The sequence below is a fragment of the Halopenitus sp. POP-27 genome, assembly GCF_029889855.1.
In the GTDB taxonomy this organism is placed as follows: Archaea; Halobacteriota; Halobacteria; order Halobacteriales; family Haloferacaceae; genus Halopenitus; species Halopenitus malekzadehii.
This window is the reverse complement of sequence record NZ_JARANU010000007.1, coordinates 101855-120449: the sequence shown is the minus strand read 5'-3', so window position 1 is coordinate 120449 and position 18595 is coordinate 101855. Positions and strand designations below refer to the sequence as shown.

At 66.9% G+C, this 18595-nt stretch carries 16 protein-coding genes; 10 read left to right on the top strand and 6 right to left on the bottom strand.

Features of this window, described 5'->3' with window-relative positions:
* Window positions 1–221: 221 nt before the first annotated feature.
* From OQF70_RS06360 to OQF70_RS06350, 3 genes are all read left to right on the top strand, one after another.
* On the top strand, window positions 222–1919 hold the full coding sequence (locus OQF70_RS06360) for a type II/IV secretion system ATPase subunit (RefSeq protein ID WP_280536531.1): 1698 nt from the start codon (window positions 222–224) through the stop codon (window positions 1917–1919).
* Between the two features lie 40 nt (window positions 1920–1959).
* On the top strand, window positions 1960–4122 hold the full coding sequence (locus OQF70_RS06355) for a type II secretion system F family protein (protein WP_280536529.1): 2163 nt from the start codon (window positions 1960–1962) through the stop codon (window positions 4120–4122).
* A gap of 108 nt (window positions 4123–4230) precedes the next feature.
* Window positions 4231–4554 (top strand): hypothetical protein, encoded by a 324-nt coding sequence (locus OQF70_RS06350; protein ID WP_280536527.1) that lies wholly within the window; start codon window positions 4231–4233, stop codon window positions 4552–4554.
* Between the two features lie 76 nt (window positions 4555–4630).
* Here OQF70_RS06350 and aglJ read toward each other — a convergent pair whose 3' ends face one another.
* Window positions 4631–5542 carry an S-layer glycoprotein N-glycosyltransferase AglJ gene (gene aglJ, locus OQF70_RS06345; RefSeq protein WP_280536525.1) on the bottom strand — a complete coding sequence of 304 codons (912 nt, stop codon included), beginning with the start codon at window positions 5540–5542 and terminating at the stop codon, window positions 4631–4633.
* Between the two features lie 150 nt (window positions 5543–5692).
* On the opposite strand from aglJ, the gene OQF70_RS06340 reads away from it, so the two are divergent.
* The 3 genes from OQF70_RS06340 to purM all read left to right on the top strand — a co-directional run bounded on the left by OQF70_RS06340 (window position 5693) and on the right by purM (window position 9346).
* Window positions 5693–7546 carry a TraB/GumN family protein gene (locus tag OQF70_RS06340; RefSeq protein ID WP_280536524.1) on the top strand — a complete coding sequence of 618 codons (1854 nt, stop codon included), beginning with the start codon at window positions 5693–5695 and terminating at the stop codon, window positions 7544–7546.
* Window positions 7543–8211 (top strand): metalloprotease, encoded by a 669-nt coding sequence (locus tag OQF70_RS06335; protein WP_280536523.1) that lies wholly within the window; start codon window positions 7543–7545, stop codon window positions 8209–8211. The genes OQF70_RS06340 and OQF70_RS06335 overlap by 4 nt, the downstream gene beginning before the upstream one ends.
* Before the next feature lie 112 nt (window positions 8212–8323).
* Complete coding sequence (purM, locus tag OQF70_RS06330) at window positions 8324–9346, top strand: phosphoribosylformylglycinamidine cyclo-ligase (RefSeq protein WP_280536521.1); 1023 nt, start codon at window positions 8324–8326, stop codon at window positions 9344–9346.
* Window positions 9347–9551: 205 nt separating this feature from the next.
* Here purM and OQF70_RS06325 read toward each other — a convergent pair whose 3' ends face one another.
* A complete protein-coding gene (locus OQF70_RS06325; protein ID WP_280536520.1) occupies window positions 9552–10091 on the bottom strand; it encodes a CBS domain-containing protein in 540 nt (179 codons plus the stop codon).
* 130 nt (window positions 10092–10221) lie between these two features.
* Entirely contained in the window at window positions 10222–10581 is a 360-nt protein-coding gene (locus OQF70_RS06320; RefSeq protein WP_092814398.1) for a DUF555 domain-containing protein, read from the bottom strand.
* A gap of 392 nt (window positions 10582–10973) precedes the next feature.
* Here OQF70_RS06320 and OQF70_RS06315 point away from each other — a divergent pair, with 392 nt between their 5' ends.
* The gene (locus OQF70_RS06315) at window positions 10974–11147 is read left to right on the top strand and encodes a hypothetical protein (RefSeq protein WP_280536519.1); all 174 of its coding nucleotides are present in this window, start codon (window positions 10974–10976) and stop codon (window positions 11145–11147) included.
* Between the two features lie 214 nt (window positions 11148–11361).
* Window positions 11362–12081, top strand: coding sequence for an archaeal proteasome endopeptidase complex subunit beta (gene psmB / locus OQF70_RS06310; protein WP_092814401.1), 720 nt, complete (start codon window positions 11362–11364; stop codon window positions 12079–12081).
* An 87-nt stretch (window positions 12082–12168) separates the two neighbouring features.
* Here the strand turns inward: psmB and OQF70_RS06305 are convergent, their stop codons facing one another.
* Window positions 12169–13719: a hypothetical protein gene (locus tag OQF70_RS06305; RefSeq protein ID WP_280536518.1), complete on the bottom strand. Its 1551-nt coding sequence runs from the start codon at window positions 13717–13719 to the stop codon at window positions 12169–12171.
* Between the two features lie 174 nt (window positions 13720–13893).
* Between OQF70_RS06305 and ligA the strand changes: the two genes are divergently transcribed.
* Window positions 13894–15774, top strand: a complete 1881-nt coding sequence (gene ligA, locus OQF70_RS06300; protein ID WP_280536517.1) for an ATP-dependent DNA ligase LigA — start codon at window positions 13894–13896, stop codon at window positions 15772–15774.
* A 103-nt stretch (window positions 15775–15877) separates the two neighbouring features.
* On the top strand, window positions 15878–16597 hold the full coding sequence (locus OQF70_RS06295) for an MBL fold metallo-hydrolase (RefSeq protein ID WP_280536516.1): 720 nt from the start codon (window positions 15878–15880) through the stop codon (window positions 16595–16597).
* A 36-nt stretch (window positions 16598–16633) separates the two neighbouring features.
* Here OQF70_RS06295 and msrB read toward each other — a convergent pair whose 3' ends face one another.
* Complete coding sequence (gene msrB / locus OQF70_RS06290; RefSeq protein WP_280536515.1) at window positions 16634–17098, bottom strand: peptide-methionine (R)-S-oxide reductase MsrB; 465 nt, start codon at window positions 17096–17098, stop codon at window positions 16634–16636.
* A gap of 104 nt (window positions 17099–17202) precedes the next feature.
* Window positions 17203–18546: a 3-phosphoshikimate 1-carboxyvinyltransferase gene (aroA, locus tag OQF70_RS06285; RefSeq protein WP_280536514.1), complete on the bottom strand. Its 1344-nt coding sequence runs from the start codon at window positions 18544–18546 to the stop codon at window positions 17203–17205.
* Between the last annotated feature and the right edge of the window lie 49 nt (window positions 18547–18595).

The following is an 18595-nucleotide window of genomic DNA, read 5'->3' as shown; positions in this document are numbered from 1 at the left end:
CAGAGTATCCTACGGTCGGCGTAGGAGAAAGTTGCCTCCGTGGGGGTTCGGCATGAGCCGAGACCCCCAGCGCGAGGAATCCCCGCCCCTTCAGGGCGGGGAGGATGTCAACGGTGGTGGATGACGCGGAATGGCCGCGGCGGTGGCGAAACGGGCTCCGGCGCGATCCGGCGACGGTACAGCATTTAAGTCGACGCGGGTCGACGACCGGATAGGAACCGATGTCCGGACCTTCGGATGCCGAGCGAGAACCCGACGGGCGGCTCGAGACGCTTCGCCGCCGCGCCGTCCGAACCTGGGAGATGCTTCGCGGCTCGGACATCACCGTTCGCCCGTTTCGTCCCGGCGAGGACGGCCCGCTCGGTACCTTCACCGTCCCGGACGGCCACGAGGAGATCGACCGATACTGGGTGAACGCGCCGTTCGCGTACGTCGTCGTCACCTACGACGACGAGGAGAGCCAACACCGCTATCACGCCGTCGAGCCCGATCTCGACCGGTTCACCACGTCGCTGTTGCGTCGCGTCATCGACGACATCAGGGATCCGCTGCTGTTTCAGGACGGAGCGGGAACGACCGCGGAAAAAACGCTCAAAGCGGAACTCGAGACGCTGCTCGAACAGTACGGGGTTGACGCCGATATGGCGACCTTTCACGCCCTGGCGTACTATCTCTACCGTGATTTCCGCGGGTTCGGAAAGGTCGACCCGCTGTTGAACGACTCCCACATCGAGGACGTCTCCTGTGACGGCTATGACCTTCCGATCTTCGTCTACCACGACACCTACACCGACATCGAGACGAACGTCTCCTACCGGAAAGAGGAGCTCGACAACTACGTGATCCGGCTGGCACAACAGTCGGGACGTCACATCTCCGTCGGGGAACCGATCGTCGAGACGACCCTTCCGGACGGCTCCCGTGCGGAGCTGGCGCTCGGCGAGGAGGTGACCCCGCGTGGGTCCGCGTTCACGATCCGTCAGTACGCCGATGAGCCGTTCACGCCGATCGACCTGATCAATTACGGGACGTTTTCGATCGACCAGATGGCGTACTTCTGGCTGTGTATCGAGCACAACAAGTCGCTCATCTTTGCCGGCGGGACCGCCTCGGGAAAGACGACGTCGATGAACGCCGTCTCGATGTTCATCCCGCCGCGCGCGAAGGTACTCACGATCGAGGACACGCGCGAACTCTCGTTGTACCACGACAACTGGCTCTCCTCGGTCACTCGAGAGCGTCTCCACGAGGGTAGCGACATCGACATGTACGACCTGCTCCGCTCCGCGCTCCGGCACCGCCCGGAGTACATCCTCGTCGGCGAGGTCCGTGGCGAGGAGGCCGTCACCCTCTTTCAGGCGATGAACACCGGCCACACCACGTTCTCGACGATGCACGCCGACTCGATCGAGACCGTCATCAACCGGCTCGAGAACGAGCCGATCAACGTCCCTCGGGCGATGGTCCAGTCGCTCGATATGCTGTCGATCCAGACGCTCGCCAGGTTCGGAAACGAGCGCGTCCGGCGCGCGAAGGTGATCGGTGAGATCGGCCAGATCGACCAACGAACCGGCGAGCTCGACTACTCGTCGGCCTTCGAGTGGGTTCCGGAATCCGATACGTTCACGATGAACGATTCGGAGCTGCTCAGCGAGATCCAGGAGGAACGCGGTTGGAACCGTGCCGAATTGCTCACGGAGATCGATCGTCGGGAACGGTTCCTCGAACACCTCCGCGAACTGGGCATCACCGGATATAAGCGATTTACGGCCCTCGTAAACGAGTATTATGCCGATCCCGAACGCGTGATGGAGCGTCTCGAGGGCGAGTCGGAGACGGCCGACACAGCCGATCCGGCCGACACGAACTCGATGGGGACGGACGCGACCGACTCCGGGACGGGGGTGCCGGACGCGTGATCCGTCGTCTCGACGACTCCTCCGGCGAGGCCGACGATCGATGATCCAGGTGCTCCCGCTGGTCGCGCTGGTTCTCGCGGTCGGCATTCTCCTGGCACCGGCGGTGAACCGGCGGTCGAACCTGATCGTCACTCGACTTGCGCTGTCGCTGTTCGGCGAGTACGTCGCCGACGAGAGCCCGCGGAAACAGGACCAGCGGAAGCTGTTGCGGGCGGCCCACGCCGCGACGACACACCGTGTGTATGCCTCGAAGACGCTGCTGTACGCCGGGACGGCCGGGATCGCGGGGGCGATCATCGGAACCTATCTGGCCGCTGGCGTCCTGTATGCGCTCGAAGTCGGCGCCGATCGGATCGAGGCGGCGCTCCCGACCGGACTCGCGTTCCTTGCGGACCTCGCGCGGCTGTCGACGATCGGTGCCGGCGAGCTGTTCGTTCTTCTGCTGTTCTTTTCGGGAACGATCGGCGCAGCGCTTGCGATAAGCGTGTACTACGTCCGGTGGCTCCTGTTGGATCAACGCGCCCACACTCGCGGCGCACGGATCGACGCGACGCTGCCGCGAACCGTCGCGTTCGTCTATGCGCTATCCCGGTCCGGAATGACGTTTCCGACCGTGATGGACACCCTCGCGGAGAACGAGGACGTCTACGGCGAGGCGGCGACCGAACTCGGCGTCGCGGTCAGGGACATGAACACCTTCGGGACCGACGTGCTGACCGCGTTGCGTCGCGTCTCACACCACACGCCGAGTGAAAACCTCGAGGAGTTCGCTGAGAACCTGGCGTCGGTCCTCGGGTCGGGGCGTTCGATCTCGGCGTTCCTCAACGACCAGTACGAGCGCTATCAGGAGGAGTCGGAGGCCCAGCAGGAACAGTACCTCGAGCTGCTGTCGACGTTCGCGGAGGCGTACGTGACCGTGTTGGTGGCTGGACCGCTGTTTTTCATCACCATTCTCGTCGTGGTCGGCTTGGTCATTCAGGATACCGTTCCGATCCTCCAGATCGTCGTATATGCCGGGATTCCGCTCGCGAGCATCGGCTTCATCGTGTACGTCGACAGCGTCACACAGCCCGTCGACGACGCCACCGGTTCGGCAGTCGGCGACGACGCCGACGACGCCGACGCCCAGGCGGTTTCCGGCACCTCGGCGACGACTACCGGGACACGCTCGGACGGCGGCGGCATCGGAATTTCCGGGGAGACGGAGGCCGACCGATGGCAGGCCAACCGGGAACGCCTCGAGCGATACGACAGGTTCCAGTGGTTTCTCGGATGGATCAGGGAGCCGAAGCAGCTGTTGCTGTGGAACCCGCTCACGTCGCTTGCCGTAACGGTACCGCTGGCGCTCGTGTGGATCTGGTCGGCGTCGGCCCCGATCCCGACGTCGTCGATCGACGCCGCAGTTCGTGGCGTCGATGACGCCGTCGTTCAGTCGACGACGTTCGTGCTTGCCGTCTATGCCGTCCTCTATGAGATCCAGAGCCGACGAACGTCACGGATCGAGGCCGCAGTGCCGGACTTTCTCGACCGACTCGCGTCGATCAACGAGGCCGGGATGACCGTCGTGGAGAGCCTCGAGCGCGTCCAGCAGTCGGATCTCGACGACCTCACTCCCGAACTCGAACGAACGTGGCGGGACATCGAATGGGGATCGGACGCGGAGTCGGCGCTCTATCGGATGGAGCGCCGGATCAAGTCGCCGCTCATCTCCCGGTCGGTCGCGTTGATCGTGAACGCGATGCAGGCAAGCGGCGACATCGCCCCCGTGCTCAACATCGCCGCCGACGAGGCACGAGCAACCCGCCAGCTCCGGCGCGAGCGCAAACAGGTGATGATCACCTACCTGATCGTGATCTACATCTCGTTCCTGGTCTTTCTCGGGATCATCGCCTCGCTCACGCTCGCGTTCATCCCGGCGATCGAACAGGCCGGACAGGCCGGTGGCGCAGCCGGGATCGGCGGTGGAGGTGCCGGTGGCGTTGGCGGCGTCGGCGGCGGTGTCGGGGGTATCGCTGGCGGGCTCGGCGACGCGAACATCGAGGGATACGAGTTGATATTCTACCACGCCGCGGTGATTCAGGGGATCTGTTCCGGGATGATCGCCGGACAGCTCGGTGAGGGTGATCTCCGGGACGGCGTCAAACACGCCGTCATCCTTCTCGGATTGACGTACGTTTCCGCGGTCGCAATGGGTCTCATCTGATCCGAGGGTCGTCCGTCTGTCCATCCATCCGTCCGTTCGGATCGCCGTGAACCGCCACCGAATCCGAGTCGCCTGGGTTTTTGAGGGACGAACCCGAACGACGTCACGATGGCAGTACGCCCCCCGAGCAACGACGCCGACGAACCGGACGTGATCGAGTTCGGGATCGCCGCACTCGACGCCCGTCTCGACGAGTCCGACGTCGAGTTCCCCGCGACCCGCCAGGAGGTGCTCGCGGGGCTCTCCTCGACGGCGATCCCCTACGACGCCTCGGGACGATCGCTGGAACTCGCGGACGCACTCGATCGCGTCGACGCGGAGCGATTCGAGACGCGAGGGGAACTGATGAACGCGGTGCATCCAGTCTTCGAGGAGCGTCGTCGCCAGGGCGGATCGGTTCTCGACCGGATCCGCGAGGCGCTTCCGTTCTGATCGACAGTTCCGTTCCGAGCGACAGTTCCGTTCCGAGCGACCGTCTCGACCACCCACGCCCTTTCGACGGGGTAGTTCATTCCCGCTCGTGTCCGTCGATCCCTTCCCGATGCAGGGTGAGGATCATGTCCGCCAGGAACCCGAACATCAACAGTTGGAAGCCGAGCAGGATCCCGGCCGCGGAGACGATCGCCAGGATCTCGTGGCCGACCCCGTGTGCGATCCAGTCGTAGAGAACGTAGATCGCCACGAGGACGCCGCCGGCGGTCGCGGTCGCCCCGACGCTGCCGAAATAGAACAGGGGGTTGTTCGTCTTCGCCTTCCGGTACAGCTCCAGAAAGATGATCCCGCCGTCCCGGATCGGGCGGAGATTCGTGTCGGAACCCTCCGGACGCGGTCGGTACGTGATGGGGACGACCTCGACCGGAACGCCGCGTTTGACACACTCAACCGCCATCTCGGTCTCGATGCCGAACCCCTCCGCGGCCAGCGAGAGCTCCTCGAACGACTCCCGCGTGAACGCGCGATACCCCGACAGGATGTCCCGGTAGTCTCGGCCGTGGATCCGGGCGAACGCCCGGTTGATCAGTCGGTTGCCGATGCGGTTGAGCCGCGTCATCGCGCCGGGGCGCATATCCGCGAATCGGTCGCCGATGACGTGTTTGGCCCGCCCGTCCCGGAGGGGTTCGAGCATCGCCGTCGCATCCGCGGCGTCGTAGGTCGCATCCGCGTCCGCGAGCAGTACGAACTCGGCGTCGACGTGCTCGGCGACCGCCTCACGGACCGCCTGTCCCTTTCCCTCGCCCGACTGTTCGATCACCCGTGCGCCCGCCTCGGCCGCGAGCTGCCGGGTCTCGTCGGTTGACCCGCCGTCGACGACGAGGACGTTCTCGAACCCCGTCTCACGGTAGTCGGCGACGACGTCCGCGATCGTGGCGGCTTCGTTCATCGTCGGCAGGAGGACACATACCTCGGGCGACCCGGTCATCATCGAGTGGTGGTTGACCAGTGTGGTTAAGTATGGGGGTTTCACCGCTCGATCGCCGCCTCCACACCGATCGACGGGATCCGATCACCGTTCGAACGTCCGCGCCCCGACACACAACCACTATACGCGGGGATCGACTAGCGGCTCCCAATGCCCGATACGCCCGAGGAACCGGACGATCGATCCGGCGGATCGTCCGGCACCCCGCCACCGTCCTCGACCTCGTCCGTCCGTGAGCCGGACGTCGGGGACGACGCTGATGCGGACCATCCACACGCATCCACGTCGAACGCCGACGGCGACGGCGATATTGTCGGCGACTCCGGGTCTATGGCCGGATCCGGATCGGTGACCGTGGTCGGTACGGCCCACGTCTCGAACGAGAGCGTGACCGAGGTCGAGGAGACCATCGAGCGCGAGCGGCCGGACGTCGTCGCGGTCGAACTCGACGAAGGACGCTACCGACAGCTGCAGGGTGAAACCCCCGACGATCTGGACGCGAGCGACCTCCTCAAGGGGAACACCGTCTTCCAGTTCCTCGCCTACTGGATGCTGTCGTACGTCCAGACACAACTCGGCGAGCGGTTCGACATCGAACCCGGCGCCGATATGATGGCGGCCGTCGAGACCGCTCAGTCGTTGGGGATCGACGTCGCGCTCGTCGACCGCGACATCCAGACGACGATGCAACGCTTCTGGGCCCGGATGACGATCACTGAGAAGCTCCGGATGGTCGGCGGGCTCGCGTTCGGCGTGACGGACTCCCGGATCGTGGGGCTGCTCGTCGGCCTCATCGTGGGGCTGCTCGTCGGTCCGGCGATCGGACTGTTCGGCGGTGCGATCGGCGTGACGGACGCGATGCTGCTTCGGACGGCCGGCGGGGTGATCGTCGGCGGGATCGCCGCATACCTCGCAACAACGATCGGGTCCGGATCCTTCGACCCGGAGACACGGATGATCGCTGCGCTCGCGACCGGACTCTCTGTCGCAGGGATCGCCGCGCTCACCGGCGTCCTCGACGGCGTTCTGACCGCGTGGCTCAGCCCGTTCGCGATCCGCGCGCTCGGGAGCCTCGGCCTGGGTCTGTTCGGTGGCCTGACGCTCGGTCTGTTCGTCGCCGGCGTTCTCAGTCTCTTCGGTGGCCTCGAACCGACCGAGGAGGGCGGGATCGAGGAGTTGGAGCTTTCCGAACTCACCGATGCCGACGCCGTCACGATGATGATGGAGGAATTCCGCCAGTTCTCGCCCGGCGGTGCGGAGGCGCTCATCGACGAGCGGGACGCCTACATCGCACACCGGCTCGTGGTGCTTCGTGACCGCGGGTTCGACGTCGTCGCGGTCGTCGGTGCGGGCCACCGGCAGGGGATCGAGTCGTACCTCGCGAATCCCGCGACGCTGCCGCCGGCGGAGACGCTGGTCGGGACCGAACACACGAGCGCCCGCCGCATCCCGTGGGGAACGATCCTCGGGTACGGGATCACGATCGCGTTCGTCGCCTTCTTCGTCCTGCTGGCGATGGCGGGCGTAAGCAACGGATTCCTCCTCCGGGTGTTCGCCGCATGGTTCGCGATCAACGCCGTCTTCGCGTTCGCGTTCGCGAAACTTGCCGGCGCCAGATGGACGTCCGCCGGCGTCGGCGGCGCCGTCGCGTGGATGACGTCGATCAATCCGATGCTCGCGCCCGGCTGGTTCGTCGGCTGGGTTGAACTGCGGACGCTCTCGGTCAACGTGAGCGACATCGCCACGCTGAACGAACTCCTCTCCGACGAGACGAAGCCCGTATCGCAGATCCTCTCGGAAATGTTCGATGTCCCCCTGTTTCGGCTCATCATGGTCGTCGCGATGACGAACATCGGCAGCATCGTCGCGAGCTTCCTGTTCGCGACGTATCTGGTTCCGCTTTTCAGCGCCGAACTCGGCGGCGTCGCCGACGTCTCGCAGTTGATGGTCGATGGCGCTCGCCGGAGCGCACGGACGATCTGGGAGGTGTTTGTGACCCGATGACCCGCCGCTCCGTCGATCGTGGGGTCCGGATCGCCGGGCTCCAGTTTAGTCGGACGGAGCTGCGCGATCTCCTCGTCGCCTGGGTCGCACTCGGCGTGGCGTTCGCCGTGTTCTTCGAGGGTGGAGCGGGGGCGATCGGCGCGCTCGTCTCACCGACCGGGATCGTGTTGGTCGGGATCAGTCTGGCGACGGCCGGCGTCGCGTTCCTCCTCCACGAGGTCGCACACAAGGTCGTCGCGGTCCACTACGACCAGATCGCCGAGTTCCGGGCAGACCACGGGATGTTGTTCCTCGCCGTGATGTCGGCGTTCCTCGGGTTCATCTTCGCGGCGCCCGGCGCGGTCCACCACCGCGGTCGGTTGACGCCGCGGGAACACGGCCACATCGCCCTCGCCGGCCCCGCGGTGAACCTCGCGCTTGGCGTGCTCTTCGCGCCGATTCTGGGGATCGGTCTCGTGACCCAGTCGACGATCGTCTCGGTGCTTGGCGCGCGCGGCGTCGCGATCAACCTCTTTCTCGCGGCGTTCAATCTGATCCCGTACGGTCCCCTCGACGGGAAGACCGTGATCGGCTGGAACAAGCCGGTTTGGGCGGTCTGTTTCGTCGTCTCCGCGCTCGCGACGGTCGGGTTCCTGCTCGGCGGTGCCGGCGCGTACGCGTTCTGACCAACTGACCGTCGTCGGGGATGGAGCGCCACCGGACCTCGACGCCGACGACCCGGAACCGCTGCGGCCGGCAAGCGGTGTCCTTTTGGACCGGCGAGCCGCCTGCACGAGTATGACCGACGAGGATTCCGGACCGGACGCCGCGGCGGACGATGTGGCGGATGGCGACGGCGACGACGCGGAACTCACCTACGCGGACTCGGGCGTCGACATCGACGCGAGCGAGGCCGCGACGGCGGCCCTCATCGGAGCTGTCGGCGACTCCGAGGGCGACTACGCCGGCCTGCTCGACATCGGCGACCGCTATCTCGCGCTCGCGACCGACGGGGTCGGGACGAAGCTGCTCGTCGCCGAGGCGCTTGGCGACTACTCGACGATCGGGATCGACTGTATCGCGATGAACGTCAACGATCTCGTGGCAGCCGGGGTCAGACCGGTCGCGTTCGTCGACTATCTCGCCGTCGAGGATCCCGACGAGGACGTCTCCGAGCAGGTCGGACGCGGACTCGATCGCGGTGCCGACCGCGCCGACATCGAGCTGGTCGGCGGCGAAACGGCGGTGATGCCCGAGGTGATCCAGGGACTCGACCTCGCCGGAACGGCCGCCGGGCTCGCGGGGAAGGACGACGTCTTCGAGGGGGTCGCTCAACCGGGAGACGCCATCGTCGGGTGGCGATCCTCGGGGATCCACTCGAACGGGCTGACCCTCGCCCGGACGGCGGCGACGCGGACCCACGAGTACACCGACCCGTATCCGTACGACGACTACGAAACGATCGGTGACGCGCTCCTGGAGCCGACCCGGATCTACACGGACCTGCTTGACCCCCTGCACGCCCACGGTGTCCACGGGGCGGCCCACGTAACCGGCGGCGGCTGGACCAACCTCGAGCGGCTCGGCGACCATCGGTACGTGATCGACGATCCCTATGAGGCGCAGTCGGTCTTTGGGTTCGTTCAGGAGGAGGGGAACGTCTCGGACGAGGAGATGCACCGGACGTTCAACATGGGGACCGGATTCGTCGCCGCCGTCGATCCGGATCGGGCGTCATCGCTCGCCGACGCGAGCGGTGGTCGCGTGATCGGGCGCGTCGAGGACGGCGACGGCGTCGCGATCCGCGGGCTGGAGCTGTAGGCGATCGGGAGCGGTGACTCCGGATCACTGACGGACCGTCGATGGATCTTGATGGCGAACAGGGTACGCGTCGCGTGGATCCACTCCGGCGCGTACCGCACCCGTCCGGACCGGGAGTGGACGGTTCTCACCGCACAGGTGCGCTGGTTCGTACTGGCTTTTAAACGACGGGGCGATCCCGGATCGTGGGCTGGAGGACGGATCGCTATGAGAGATGCGCCGCGATGTCGGCTTCGGTGATGATGCCGACGGTCTCGCCGCCGTCGGTGACCATCACGGCCTTGTAGTGGTCGAGGAGGTTGCGCAGTTCGTCGACGGTGACGTCGCGGGCGACCGTGGGGAACGACTCGCTCATCACCTCGCTCACCGGATAGTTCCCGACGTCCTCGCCGGCCTCGTTGATGTCCGAGAGGCTGAGGGATCCGACCGGGATCCCGTTTTGGAGCACCGGGACCTGCGAGTACGCCTCCTCGTCCATCAGATCGAAGGCGTCGCTGACGCCGTCGTCGGGTGCGACGCTGACCACGGTTTCGTGCATCAGGTCCTCGGCACGGACGACTTCGCCTTCGGCCTCCTCGAGCGCATTGACGATCCGACGAAGCGTCGAGAGTCGCGGGTCGACGTCGCCGCCCTCGATCCGGGCGATGAGGGGCTGTGAGACGCCGGCCGACTCCGCGAGGGCGCTTTGGGTCAGTCCCAGGGAGGTGCGGCGTTCCCGAAGGTCCTGTGGCGTGGGTAGGTCCATAGGGGGGATAACTATGGGTTATACGAAAAGGTTTCGGCGCCGGTCGATCTCGCCCGCGAGATGGGTCAGATGGGCCGGCGATCGGGACTCCGTCGGCGATCGGGGATCGGTCCGCGATCGGCGTTCCCAGCTACTCGTCCTCGTCGGCCTCGGTCTCGACGATCTCGATGACCTCGAGGGGAACGTCACGGAGCGCGCCGCCGACCTCGCTTTTCGCGATCCGGGACGCGTGCTCCTCGCTGTCCGCGTTGAAGATCTCGATCTCCAGAAGGAGGCCGACGAGCGCGGTGCTGGCGGCGATGAACGCGGAGTCAAAGGGTTCGCCGCAGGCGGGACAGGGGGTCGCGCCGACCTCGACCTCCACGTACTGTTTGTCGGTCTCGTTGAGTCGCTTGCCGGCCTCACTGACCGCGACGCCGATGGCGTCATCGATGTCCTCGACGTCACGAACCAACCAGGCGGCCTCCATCGCGACCAGGTAGTTGCTCATACCCGTAACTGGATGCGGGAACACACGTGCTTTGCGGTTTGGGCTCGCCGTTCCGGCGGGGATCGATCGTCGGTACAGCAACGAGCGAGACCGACCGCGGAGTGGTCTTCACGACGATCGGAACGTGTCAGAAACACCCACGATGGAAGTGAACATATAAAATACACTTACGATCGGATCCGTTGATACGCGCACGACTCGACGTGCTTTTTCATACGTTATGAGAATAATACGAGGCGCCCAACCGTTCTATCGGCGTGGATCCGCCCACGGAGTGGTCGCGCGATCATCGTCGCGGTCAATCCGATAATCGACAGACTGCGGCGTGATCCGGCCGACCCGCCGGTGGGAAGGTTTATATATGTCCTCCGTCTGGTCCGGAGCGAAGATCGATGCTCAGCCGCACCCGACACGCCATCCGATTCGGACTCCATCAGCTCACCATCACTCTCGGTATCGCTCTGTTCCCGATCATCCTCGCGGCCCGCCAAGCCGGGATCCCGATCCCCATCGCGATCAGCCGGCTCGTCCGCGCAACGGGTGCGGCATCGGACGTGGCGAAGTGACGCCACCGATCGGTCTGCCGGACCGCTTCGGCGATCGACGATCGGCGCTCCCCGCTCGATTCATCCGCATGGATTCTGCTCCATCTAGCGTCGGCTGTGCCCCGCCATCGGCGCCGAATCGTTCTCCAGCTGTGTCGGACCGTGGTCTCGCCCGGCGTGGTCGCAGGGGACCGAAGGGTTGCCTTTATCAGCGCCCGTGGCGAACCGGTACCTAATGCGAACACCGACAGGCGACCTCTCGATGGAACCGTCGAGCGACCAGCCGGTCTTCGGTCCTGAGCTCGGCGAGTTTACCGATCGTGAGCAGCGAGCCGCCGAGGCGAACGACGGCGAAGGGATGAAGACCGGAACGACCACGGTCGGGCTCACGACCGACGAGGGCGTCGTGCTGGCGACGGATATGCGCGCCTCGATGGGACACATGGTCTCCTCGAAGGACGTCCAGAAGGTCGAGCAGATCCACCCGACCGGCGCGTTGACGATCGCCGGGTCGGTCTCGGCCGCCCAGTCGCTCATCTCGACGCTGCGTGCCGAGACGAACCTCTATGAGGCGCGTCGCGGCAAGGAGATGTCGATGCAGGCGCTCTCGACGCTTACCGGGAACCTGCTCCGCTCGGGCGCGTTCTTCATCGTCCAGCCGATCCTCGGCGGCGTCGACGAGGAGGGTGCCCACATCTACTCCATCGACGCCCTCGGCGGAACCACCGAGGAGGAGTACACGGTCACCGGCTCGGGATCGCAGTACGCGCTCGGTGTCCTCGAACAGGAGTTCGAATCGGGCCTCTCGATCGACGGCGCAAAGACCGTCGCCACGAAGGCCATCAAGTCCGCGGTCGAACGCGACCTGGCCTCCGGTAACGGGATCAACGTCGCGGTCGTCACCGACGAGGGCGTGGAGATCACGCGCCACAAGGACATCGACGGCCTGCTGTAGGTCGACAGTTGCGTCGGCGACGAGTTTGCTGTACAGCCGGGTTATGACTCAACCGTGATCGACGGGCACTACCCGTGAGCGACGGCGTTACCACTCCGTGAAGCTCCCGTCAACGAGCGTCTCCGCCTGCTTTTGAATGTACTCCCGTTGCGTCTCCACGACGGCGTCCTCGAAGGACGCGCCGTCGTCGAGTCGGTTGCGAACGCGCTCGCGCTTCCAGCGAGCCGGCGTCATCCGTTCGGTTGCCCGCCATCGGAGCGGTGCGATCCATCGTTCGGCAGTCGAGGGCGAACAGCCGGCCGACTCCAGGCCCGCGACCGCGTGGTCGAGGAGGTCGGTGAAGAGCTCCTCGTGGTCGTGGGTGAGCTCCCCGTGGTTGCCGATCCACGTCAACTCCGCGTCGATTCCGTCGGCGACGGCGGCGTCGAAGTTCTCGCGGGCCCGTTCCCACGGGAGATCGATGACGGGGTGTTCCCGGCGGGGCAGTTCCTCGAGCAAGCCGGCAAAGGCGGCCTGAAACGCGATCGAATCGCCGACGGTCGGCTGTGCGGGGATCGGACGGAATTCGATCCGCGCGTTCGCCGCCGATCGCGTTGCGCCGTCGAAGACTGGCCGAACCCACCGCCAGTAGGTGCCGTGTTTGCTCCGGAAGGTCGCGAAGTCGTCGTCGAATCTGGTTCCCGTCTCCGGATCGACGGGAACGAACGACTCGTCGGCGGCGATCCGGTCGACGGCCTCCTCGACCGTGTCGAAATCGCGCGGGAACCGGACCTTGGGCTCGACCGTGCGGCTGTTCAACACCGACTCGAAGACGTGGATCCGATTTTCGTGTGCGCCCTCGGCGAGCACCCGATCGCCGTCCCAGTCCTCGTCGTACAGCGACGGCGGGAAGAACGGCGAGTTGACCCCGAGCGCCAGCAGCGGTCCCGCGATCCGCAGCGCATACCTGAAGTGCACCGGCAACATCGCCGCCTGCGAGACCTGGTAGTGGGGCTGGATCGAGGTGATCAGACTTTCCGGCATCACCGTTTTCGTGGTCAGCGAGACGCCCGGCGCTTCGAGTTCGGTCTGCCGGCCGCTGGATCCGTCGGCGGTCGCGTTCGCCATCGCGTGATACCGGACCGCGTTGCTCATGTTCGTCGCGATGTGGACGCCGTCGATCTCCACGCTGTCGGTGAGATACTCGGTGGCGGTTTCGCCGGTCGGCGGGATCGTCCACAGACCGTCCGAGACCAGCCGCATCCCCTCGGCGGAGGCACACTCGAGTGCGGCCTGCAGACGGGCGCGCACCTCCGAGAGCTGCGCCTCGAGCCCGTGGTTCGAAAGCGGCTGCGGGCTCGTGGACATCTCGGCGTTGTGGAGGCCGAGCTCCTTTTCGAATCCCATCAGCTCGAGCAGGCGTCGCGGCACGCGCATCAGGGAGAACTCGCCGTCGTGGGATTCCGCGTTCCATCGGCCGTCGCCGACTGCGTAGAACTCGTACTCGAAGCCGACGATCGACTGATGATTGTCGAAGGCGCCGTCGCGGAGCCGCTGTTTGACGACCTCGGCGTCGGCCTCCGCCCGTGCGTGAAACGCCTCGATGTCGATGTCGAGGGCCTCACGGACGTGTGCGGAGAGCTCGTGGTCGGTGTCCATACAGGGTCCACACGCCCACGACGGTATAAATGTCCACGACCCGCGGCTCCCATCCCGTCCGACACTCGTGACGGCCAGCCACCGAGCTTGCCGAGTCACCGAGCCGCCGAACCACCGAGCCTCCGAGTCGTCTCCCATCGGCGTGTTTTTCACCGGGACCGGCGGATCCGGCGTATGGAGTTCGCCACGTTCGCCACCCGTGCCGAGGCGATCGAGAGGACCGAAGCCGACCACGCGACGACCCGGATCGTGGCGGATCTGCTCGCGGACGCCGACGAGGACCTCGAGACCGTCGTCCGGTTTCTGCTCGGTCGTGTCTTCCCGGCTCACGAAACGCGCACGATCGACGTCGGTCCGGCTCTCTGTCGGGAGGCGATCGCCAAGGCGGCCGGCCCGAACGTGGACACCGCCGACGTCGAGGACCGACTCGCCGACCGTGGCGAGATCGGTGCGGTCGCGGCGTCGTACGATATGGGTGGGCAGCGTGGTCTCGCCGCGTTCTCGACGGACGGGGCCGACGCGACCGTGGCCGTTGCCGACGTCGACGACACGCTTCGGGAGATCGCCGCCGTCGAGGGCGACGGCAGCGAGGGGACGAAACTCGACACGCTGTTCGGCCTGTTCAACCGACTCGACCCGCCGGAGGCCACGATCCTCGCCCGGCTCGTGCTTGGCGAAATGCGGCTCGGCGTCGGCGAGGGGACGATTCGGGACGCGATCGCGGAAGCGTTCCTGGCGACGGAGACGGAATCGGGATCGGCCGGTGAGGCGCCCGGCGATGTCGACGGAGCAGCGTCCGGTGACGGCGAGGCGGAGGCGACGGAGGATGGCGAGGATGTAGTACGCGAGGAGAACGACGTGCTCGCCGCGACCGAGGCGGACGTCGCAGCGGTCGAACGTGCCCTCCAGGTGACCAACGACTACGGGCGCGTCGCGACGATCGCTCGCGATCGCGGCCGGTCCGGGCTCGCGGAGCAACGATTGGTCGTGGGTCGGCCGGTGCAGGCGATGCTCGCGCAGGCCGGGACGGCCGCCGACGCGCTTTCGGAGTGGGACCGGGCGGCGGTGGAGACCAAGTTCGACGGTGCGCGCGTGCAGGTCCACTATGCGCCGCCGGCGAACGGCGATCCGCCGACGGACGAGAACACGCCGTCAAACGGCGACGTCGGCCCGAAACTCTACTCGCGGAATATGGACGACGTCACCGGACCGCTGCCCGAGGTCGTCGAGCTGATCGAGGACCGCGTCGACGTCCCGGTCATCCTCGACGGCGAGGTCGTCGCGGTCGACGCGGACGGCGATCCGCTCCCGTTTCAGGAGGTGCTCCGGCGGTTTCGCCGGAAGCACGACGTCGACCGGATGCGCGAGGAGGTCGACCTCCGGTTTCATGCCTTCGACTGTCTCCACCACGACGGCGAGGACCTGCTCGACACGTCGCTTGCGACGCGTCACGACCGGCTTCGCGAGGTGGTTCCCGACCTCGCGGCGACGCTCACGCTCGCGGACGACGTGGAGACGATCGAGGCGATCGAACGCCGGGCGTTGGAGGCGGGCCACGAGGGAATCATGCTCAAAGACCCCGAATCGCCGTACACGCCGGGGGATCGGGGCCGAAACTGGCTCAAGCGGAAGCCGGACGTTGAGACGCTCGATCTCGTCGTGACCGGCGGCGAGTGGGGTGAGGGACGGCGGGCATCGCTGTTCGGCACGTTCGAGGTCTCGGTCCGCGTCGACCGTGACGACGACGGGAACGGAACCACACACACGGACCGGCGGTTCGAGCCGGTCGGCAAGGTCGCCACGGGGATCACCGACGAGCGGCTCGCGTCGCTCACGGACCGGTTCGAGCCGCTCGTCCGGTCCGAGGAGGGGACGACGGTGGCGTTCGATCCGCGGGTCGTCTTCGAGGTGGGCTACGAGGAGATCCAGCGGTCGCCCACCTACGGGTCCGGCTACGCGCTTCGGTTCCCGCGGTTCGTCGGCGTCCGCGAGGACAAGGACGTTGGCGATGCGGATACGCTTGCGCGCCTCGAGCGGCTCGCCGACGCGCAGTGATCCGCGATCGACGTTGACCGATGCGGTCGACGACGATCCGTGCCTCGACTCCGGTGCGTCCCGTGACGGTAGCCTCAAGGCTGCGGCCCGCCGATCGCGACCAATGACGGTTCGGTACGGCGACCTGACGGTGGAGTGGCTCGGCTACGCGACCGCACGGCTGGAGACGGCCGACGGACTCGTGACCTACACCGACCCCGGTCGATACGGGGTGCTCGACGACTACTGGGCGCGGGACGGCGACCTCGTCGTGGTCACCCACGACCACCACTACGACCCGGACGGGATCCGGTCGGTCGCGGCCGCGGACGCGACGATCGTGGTCTACGACGGCGTCGACGCGGACCGGATCGACCGCAACGTCGAGCCGGTGGCCGATCTCGCGGCCGACTACGAGGTCGTCCGCGTCGACGAGACCGACCGGGTGATCGCCGGGGACGCGACGGTCTGGTCGGTGCCCGCCTACAACGAGCCGGACGGTCCCCGTGCCCGGTCGGACGGGACGGTCCCGCACCCGGAGGGGTTCGGCTGCGGCTACCTGCTGTCGCTTGCGGGGACAACCGTCTTCTGGCCGGGTGATTCCGACGCACTCGATGGATTCGCCGAGCTCGACGTCACGGTATTCCTCGCGAACATCGGCGGCGGGGTGGTCGCGGACCGCCACGAGGCGGCCGACCTCGCTGAGCGGCTGGATCCAGAGCTGGTCGTGCCGATCCATTACGACACGATCGAGACGCTCGCGACGGACGGGGGCGCCTTCGCCGCCGACGTCGCCTCGCGGTCGATCCCCGTGGCGCTCGACGAGCGCTCGGCGAACCAGTAGCGGGCGAATTCGCCGCTTTCCGGTCCTATAAACCTCCTACTCGGCGTCGTCGTCGAACGCCATCGCGACCGAGTTGATACAGAACCGCTTCCCGGTCGGCTCCGGCCCGTCCTCGAAGACGTGTCCGAGGTGGGAGTCGCAGTTCGCACACCGGACCTCGGTGCGGTGCATCCCGTGGCTCGTGTCGCGGTGGGTCGTGACCGCGCCGTCCTCGGCGGCGTAGAAGGCCGGCCAGCCGCAGCCGGAGTCGTATTTCGTGTCGGCATCGAACAGGGTCGTCCCGCAGGCGCCACACCGGTAGACGCCGTCGGCATCGTGGTCGACGTACTCGCCGGAAAAGCGCGCCTCGGTGCCGGCTTCCCGGAGAATCCGGTACTCCTCCTCGGAGAGCCGGTCGCGCCACTCCTCGTCGGTCAGCTCGTTCGGGTCAACGGTCTCCGTCGGGTCGGACTCGGTCGGCTCGGGATCGGTCCGATCGGGGTCGGCAGCGGAATCGCTCATACCCATCGTACTCGTCGGACGCCGAAGGGCGTTTCGGCGCTCGATGCCAGTTCGTGGCGGCTGCCGGTCGCTACTCCGGATCGACGATGACCTCGGATCGGCGGCTACTCCAGATTGACGTCGACGCCCAAATCCGCAAGCGTCTGGAAGAAGTCCGGGAAGGAGACGTCGACGTGTTCGGCGCCCTGAACGGTCGTCTCCCCGTCCGCGACCAGCGCCGCGACCGAGAGGGCCATCACCAACCGGTGGTCCCCGCGGCCGTCCACGGTCGCGCCGTGGAGGTCGCTCTCGCCGCCGTGGATCGTCAGCGTGTCCGGGTCCTCGGTGACGCTTGCACCCATCGCCGAGAGCTCCTCGGCCATCGCCGACACGCGGTCGGTCTCCTTGTACCGGACGTGTTCGCAGTTCACGATCCGGGTCTCGCCGTCGGCGACCGCGCCGAGCGCCGCGATCGTGGGGAGCAGATCGGGCGTGTCGCCGACGTCGACCTCGACCCCGGAGAGGTCGCTGCGGCGGGCGTGGATGGTCGCGTCCGCGCGGTCCCACTCGATGTCGGCCCCCATCCGGTCGAGAACGTCGACGATCGCCGTGTCACCCTGTGCGCTCTCGACCGCGCCCCGGACCGTGACGGCGTCGTCGGGGGCTGCCGCGACGGCGCCCGCCGCGGCGAGGTAGGAGATCGACGAGAAGTCCCCCGGAACCGTGTACGTCCCGTCGTCCGGGGCGTATCGCTGGCCGCCGGCGACTCGGAACCCGTCAGCGCCCGCGGCCGTGTCGCTGCCGATCGGCTCGGCGTCGACGCCGAAATCCGCGAGCACCTCCAGGGTGATGTCGACGTAGGGTGCCGACTTGAGGTCGGTCGTGAGGTCGATCGTGATCCCCTCGTCGCTTGCCGCCCCGGCAAGCAGCAGCGCGGTGATGTACTGCGAGGAGACGTCTCCCGGGATGGCGACGTCGCCGCCCGATATGGGGCCGAACACCACGAGTGGCGCCTGCCCGTTCCCGCGGGTCGAGTCTGCTCGCGCACCGAGCTGCTCGAGCGCGTCGAGGAGTGGACCCTGCGGGCGCGACCGGAGCGACGCGTCGCCGGTGAGGACGCTCCCACCGTCCGCGAGTCCGGCGGCGCCGGCGACGAGTCGCGTCGTGGTTCCGGAGTTGGCACAGTCGATGACGTCGTCGGGGACTGACGGGTCGCCGGCGAACCCGTCGATGACGAACGCCTCCTCGTCGGCCCCACCGGATGCGTCGGCGTCCGGGTCGCGATCGACCGTGCCGCCGAACGCTTCGACCGCGCGGGCAGTCGCCCGCGTGTCGGCGCTGTCGAGCGGGGACCGAACGATCGCCTCGTCGCTGTAGCCCGCCGCGAGGATCGCCCGGTGGGTGTAGCTCTTCGAGGGGGGTGCCCGGATGGTCCCGCCGACGTCGCCGGGCGTGATGTGTGCGTCCATATCCGTCCGTTCGCCCCCGGCCGTATCAGCGTACGGTTTCGATCGCAGC

What these genes read in the sequence shown, in the direction of transcription:
- OQF70_RS06360 (WP_280536531.1), top strand. Translation starts at nt 222, where the DNA reads ATGTCCGGACCTTCGGATGCCGAGCGAGAACCCGACGGGCGGCTCGAG.
- OQF70_RS06355 (WP_280536529.1), top strand. Translation starts at nt 1,960, where the DNA reads ATGATCCAGGTGCTCCCGCTGGTCGCGCTGGTTCTCGCGGTCGGCATT.
- OQF70_RS06350 (WP_280536527.1), top strand. Translation starts at nt 4,231, where the DNA reads ATGGCAGTACGCCCCCCGAGCAACGACGCCGACGAACCGGACGTGATC.
- aglJ (WP_280536525.1), bottom strand. Translation starts at nt 5,542, where the DNA reads ATGACCGGGTCGCCCGAGGTATGTGTCCTCCTGCCGACGATGAACGAA.
- OQF70_RS06340 (WP_280536524.1), top strand. Translation starts at nt 5,693, where the DNA reads ATGCCCGATACGCCCGAGGAACCGGACGATCGATCCGGCGGATCGTCC.
- OQF70_RS06335 (WP_280536523.1), top strand. Translation starts at nt 7,543, where the DNA reads ATGACCCGCCGCTCCGTCGATCGTGGGGTCCGGATCGCCGGGCTCCAG.
- purM (WP_280536521.1), top strand. Translation starts at nt 8,324, where the DNA reads ATGACCGACGAGGATTCCGGACCGGACGCCGCGGCGGACGATGTGGCG.
- OQF70_RS06325 (WP_280536520.1), bottom strand. Translation starts at nt 10,091, where the DNA reads ATGGACCTACCCACGCCACAGGACCTTCGGGAACGCCGCACCTCCCTG.
- OQF70_RS06320 (WP_092814398.1), bottom strand. Translation starts at nt 10,581, where the DNA reads ATGAGCAACTACCTGGTCGCGATGGAGGCCGCCTGGTTGGTTCGTGAC.
- OQF70_RS06315 (WP_280536519.1), top strand. Translation starts at nt 10,974, where the DNA reads ATGCTCAGCCGCACCCGACACGCCATCCGATTCGGACTCCATCAGCTC.
- psmB (WP_092814401.1), top strand. Translation starts at nt 11,362, where the DNA reads ATGCGAACACCGACAGGCGACCTCTCGATGGAACCGTCGAGCGACCAG.
- OQF70_RS06305 (WP_280536518.1), bottom strand. Translation starts at nt 13,719, where the DNA reads ATGGACACCGACCACGAGCTCTCCGCACACGTCCGTGAGGCCCTCGAC.
- ligA (WP_280536517.1), top strand. Translation starts at nt 13,894, where the DNA reads ATGGAGTTCGCCACGTTCGCCACCCGTGCCGAGGCGATCGAGAGGACC.
- OQF70_RS06295 (WP_280536516.1), top strand. Translation starts at nt 15,878, where the DNA reads ATGACGGTTCGGTACGGCGACCTGACGGTGGAGTGGCTCGGCTACGCG.
- msrB (WP_280536515.1), bottom strand. Translation starts at nt 17,098, where the DNA reads ATGAGCGATTCCGCTGCCGACCCCGATCGGACCGATCCCGAGCCGACC.
- aroA (WP_280536514.1), bottom strand. Translation starts at nt 18,546, where the DNA reads ATGGACGCACACATCACGCCCGGCGACGTCGGCGGGACCATCCGGGCA.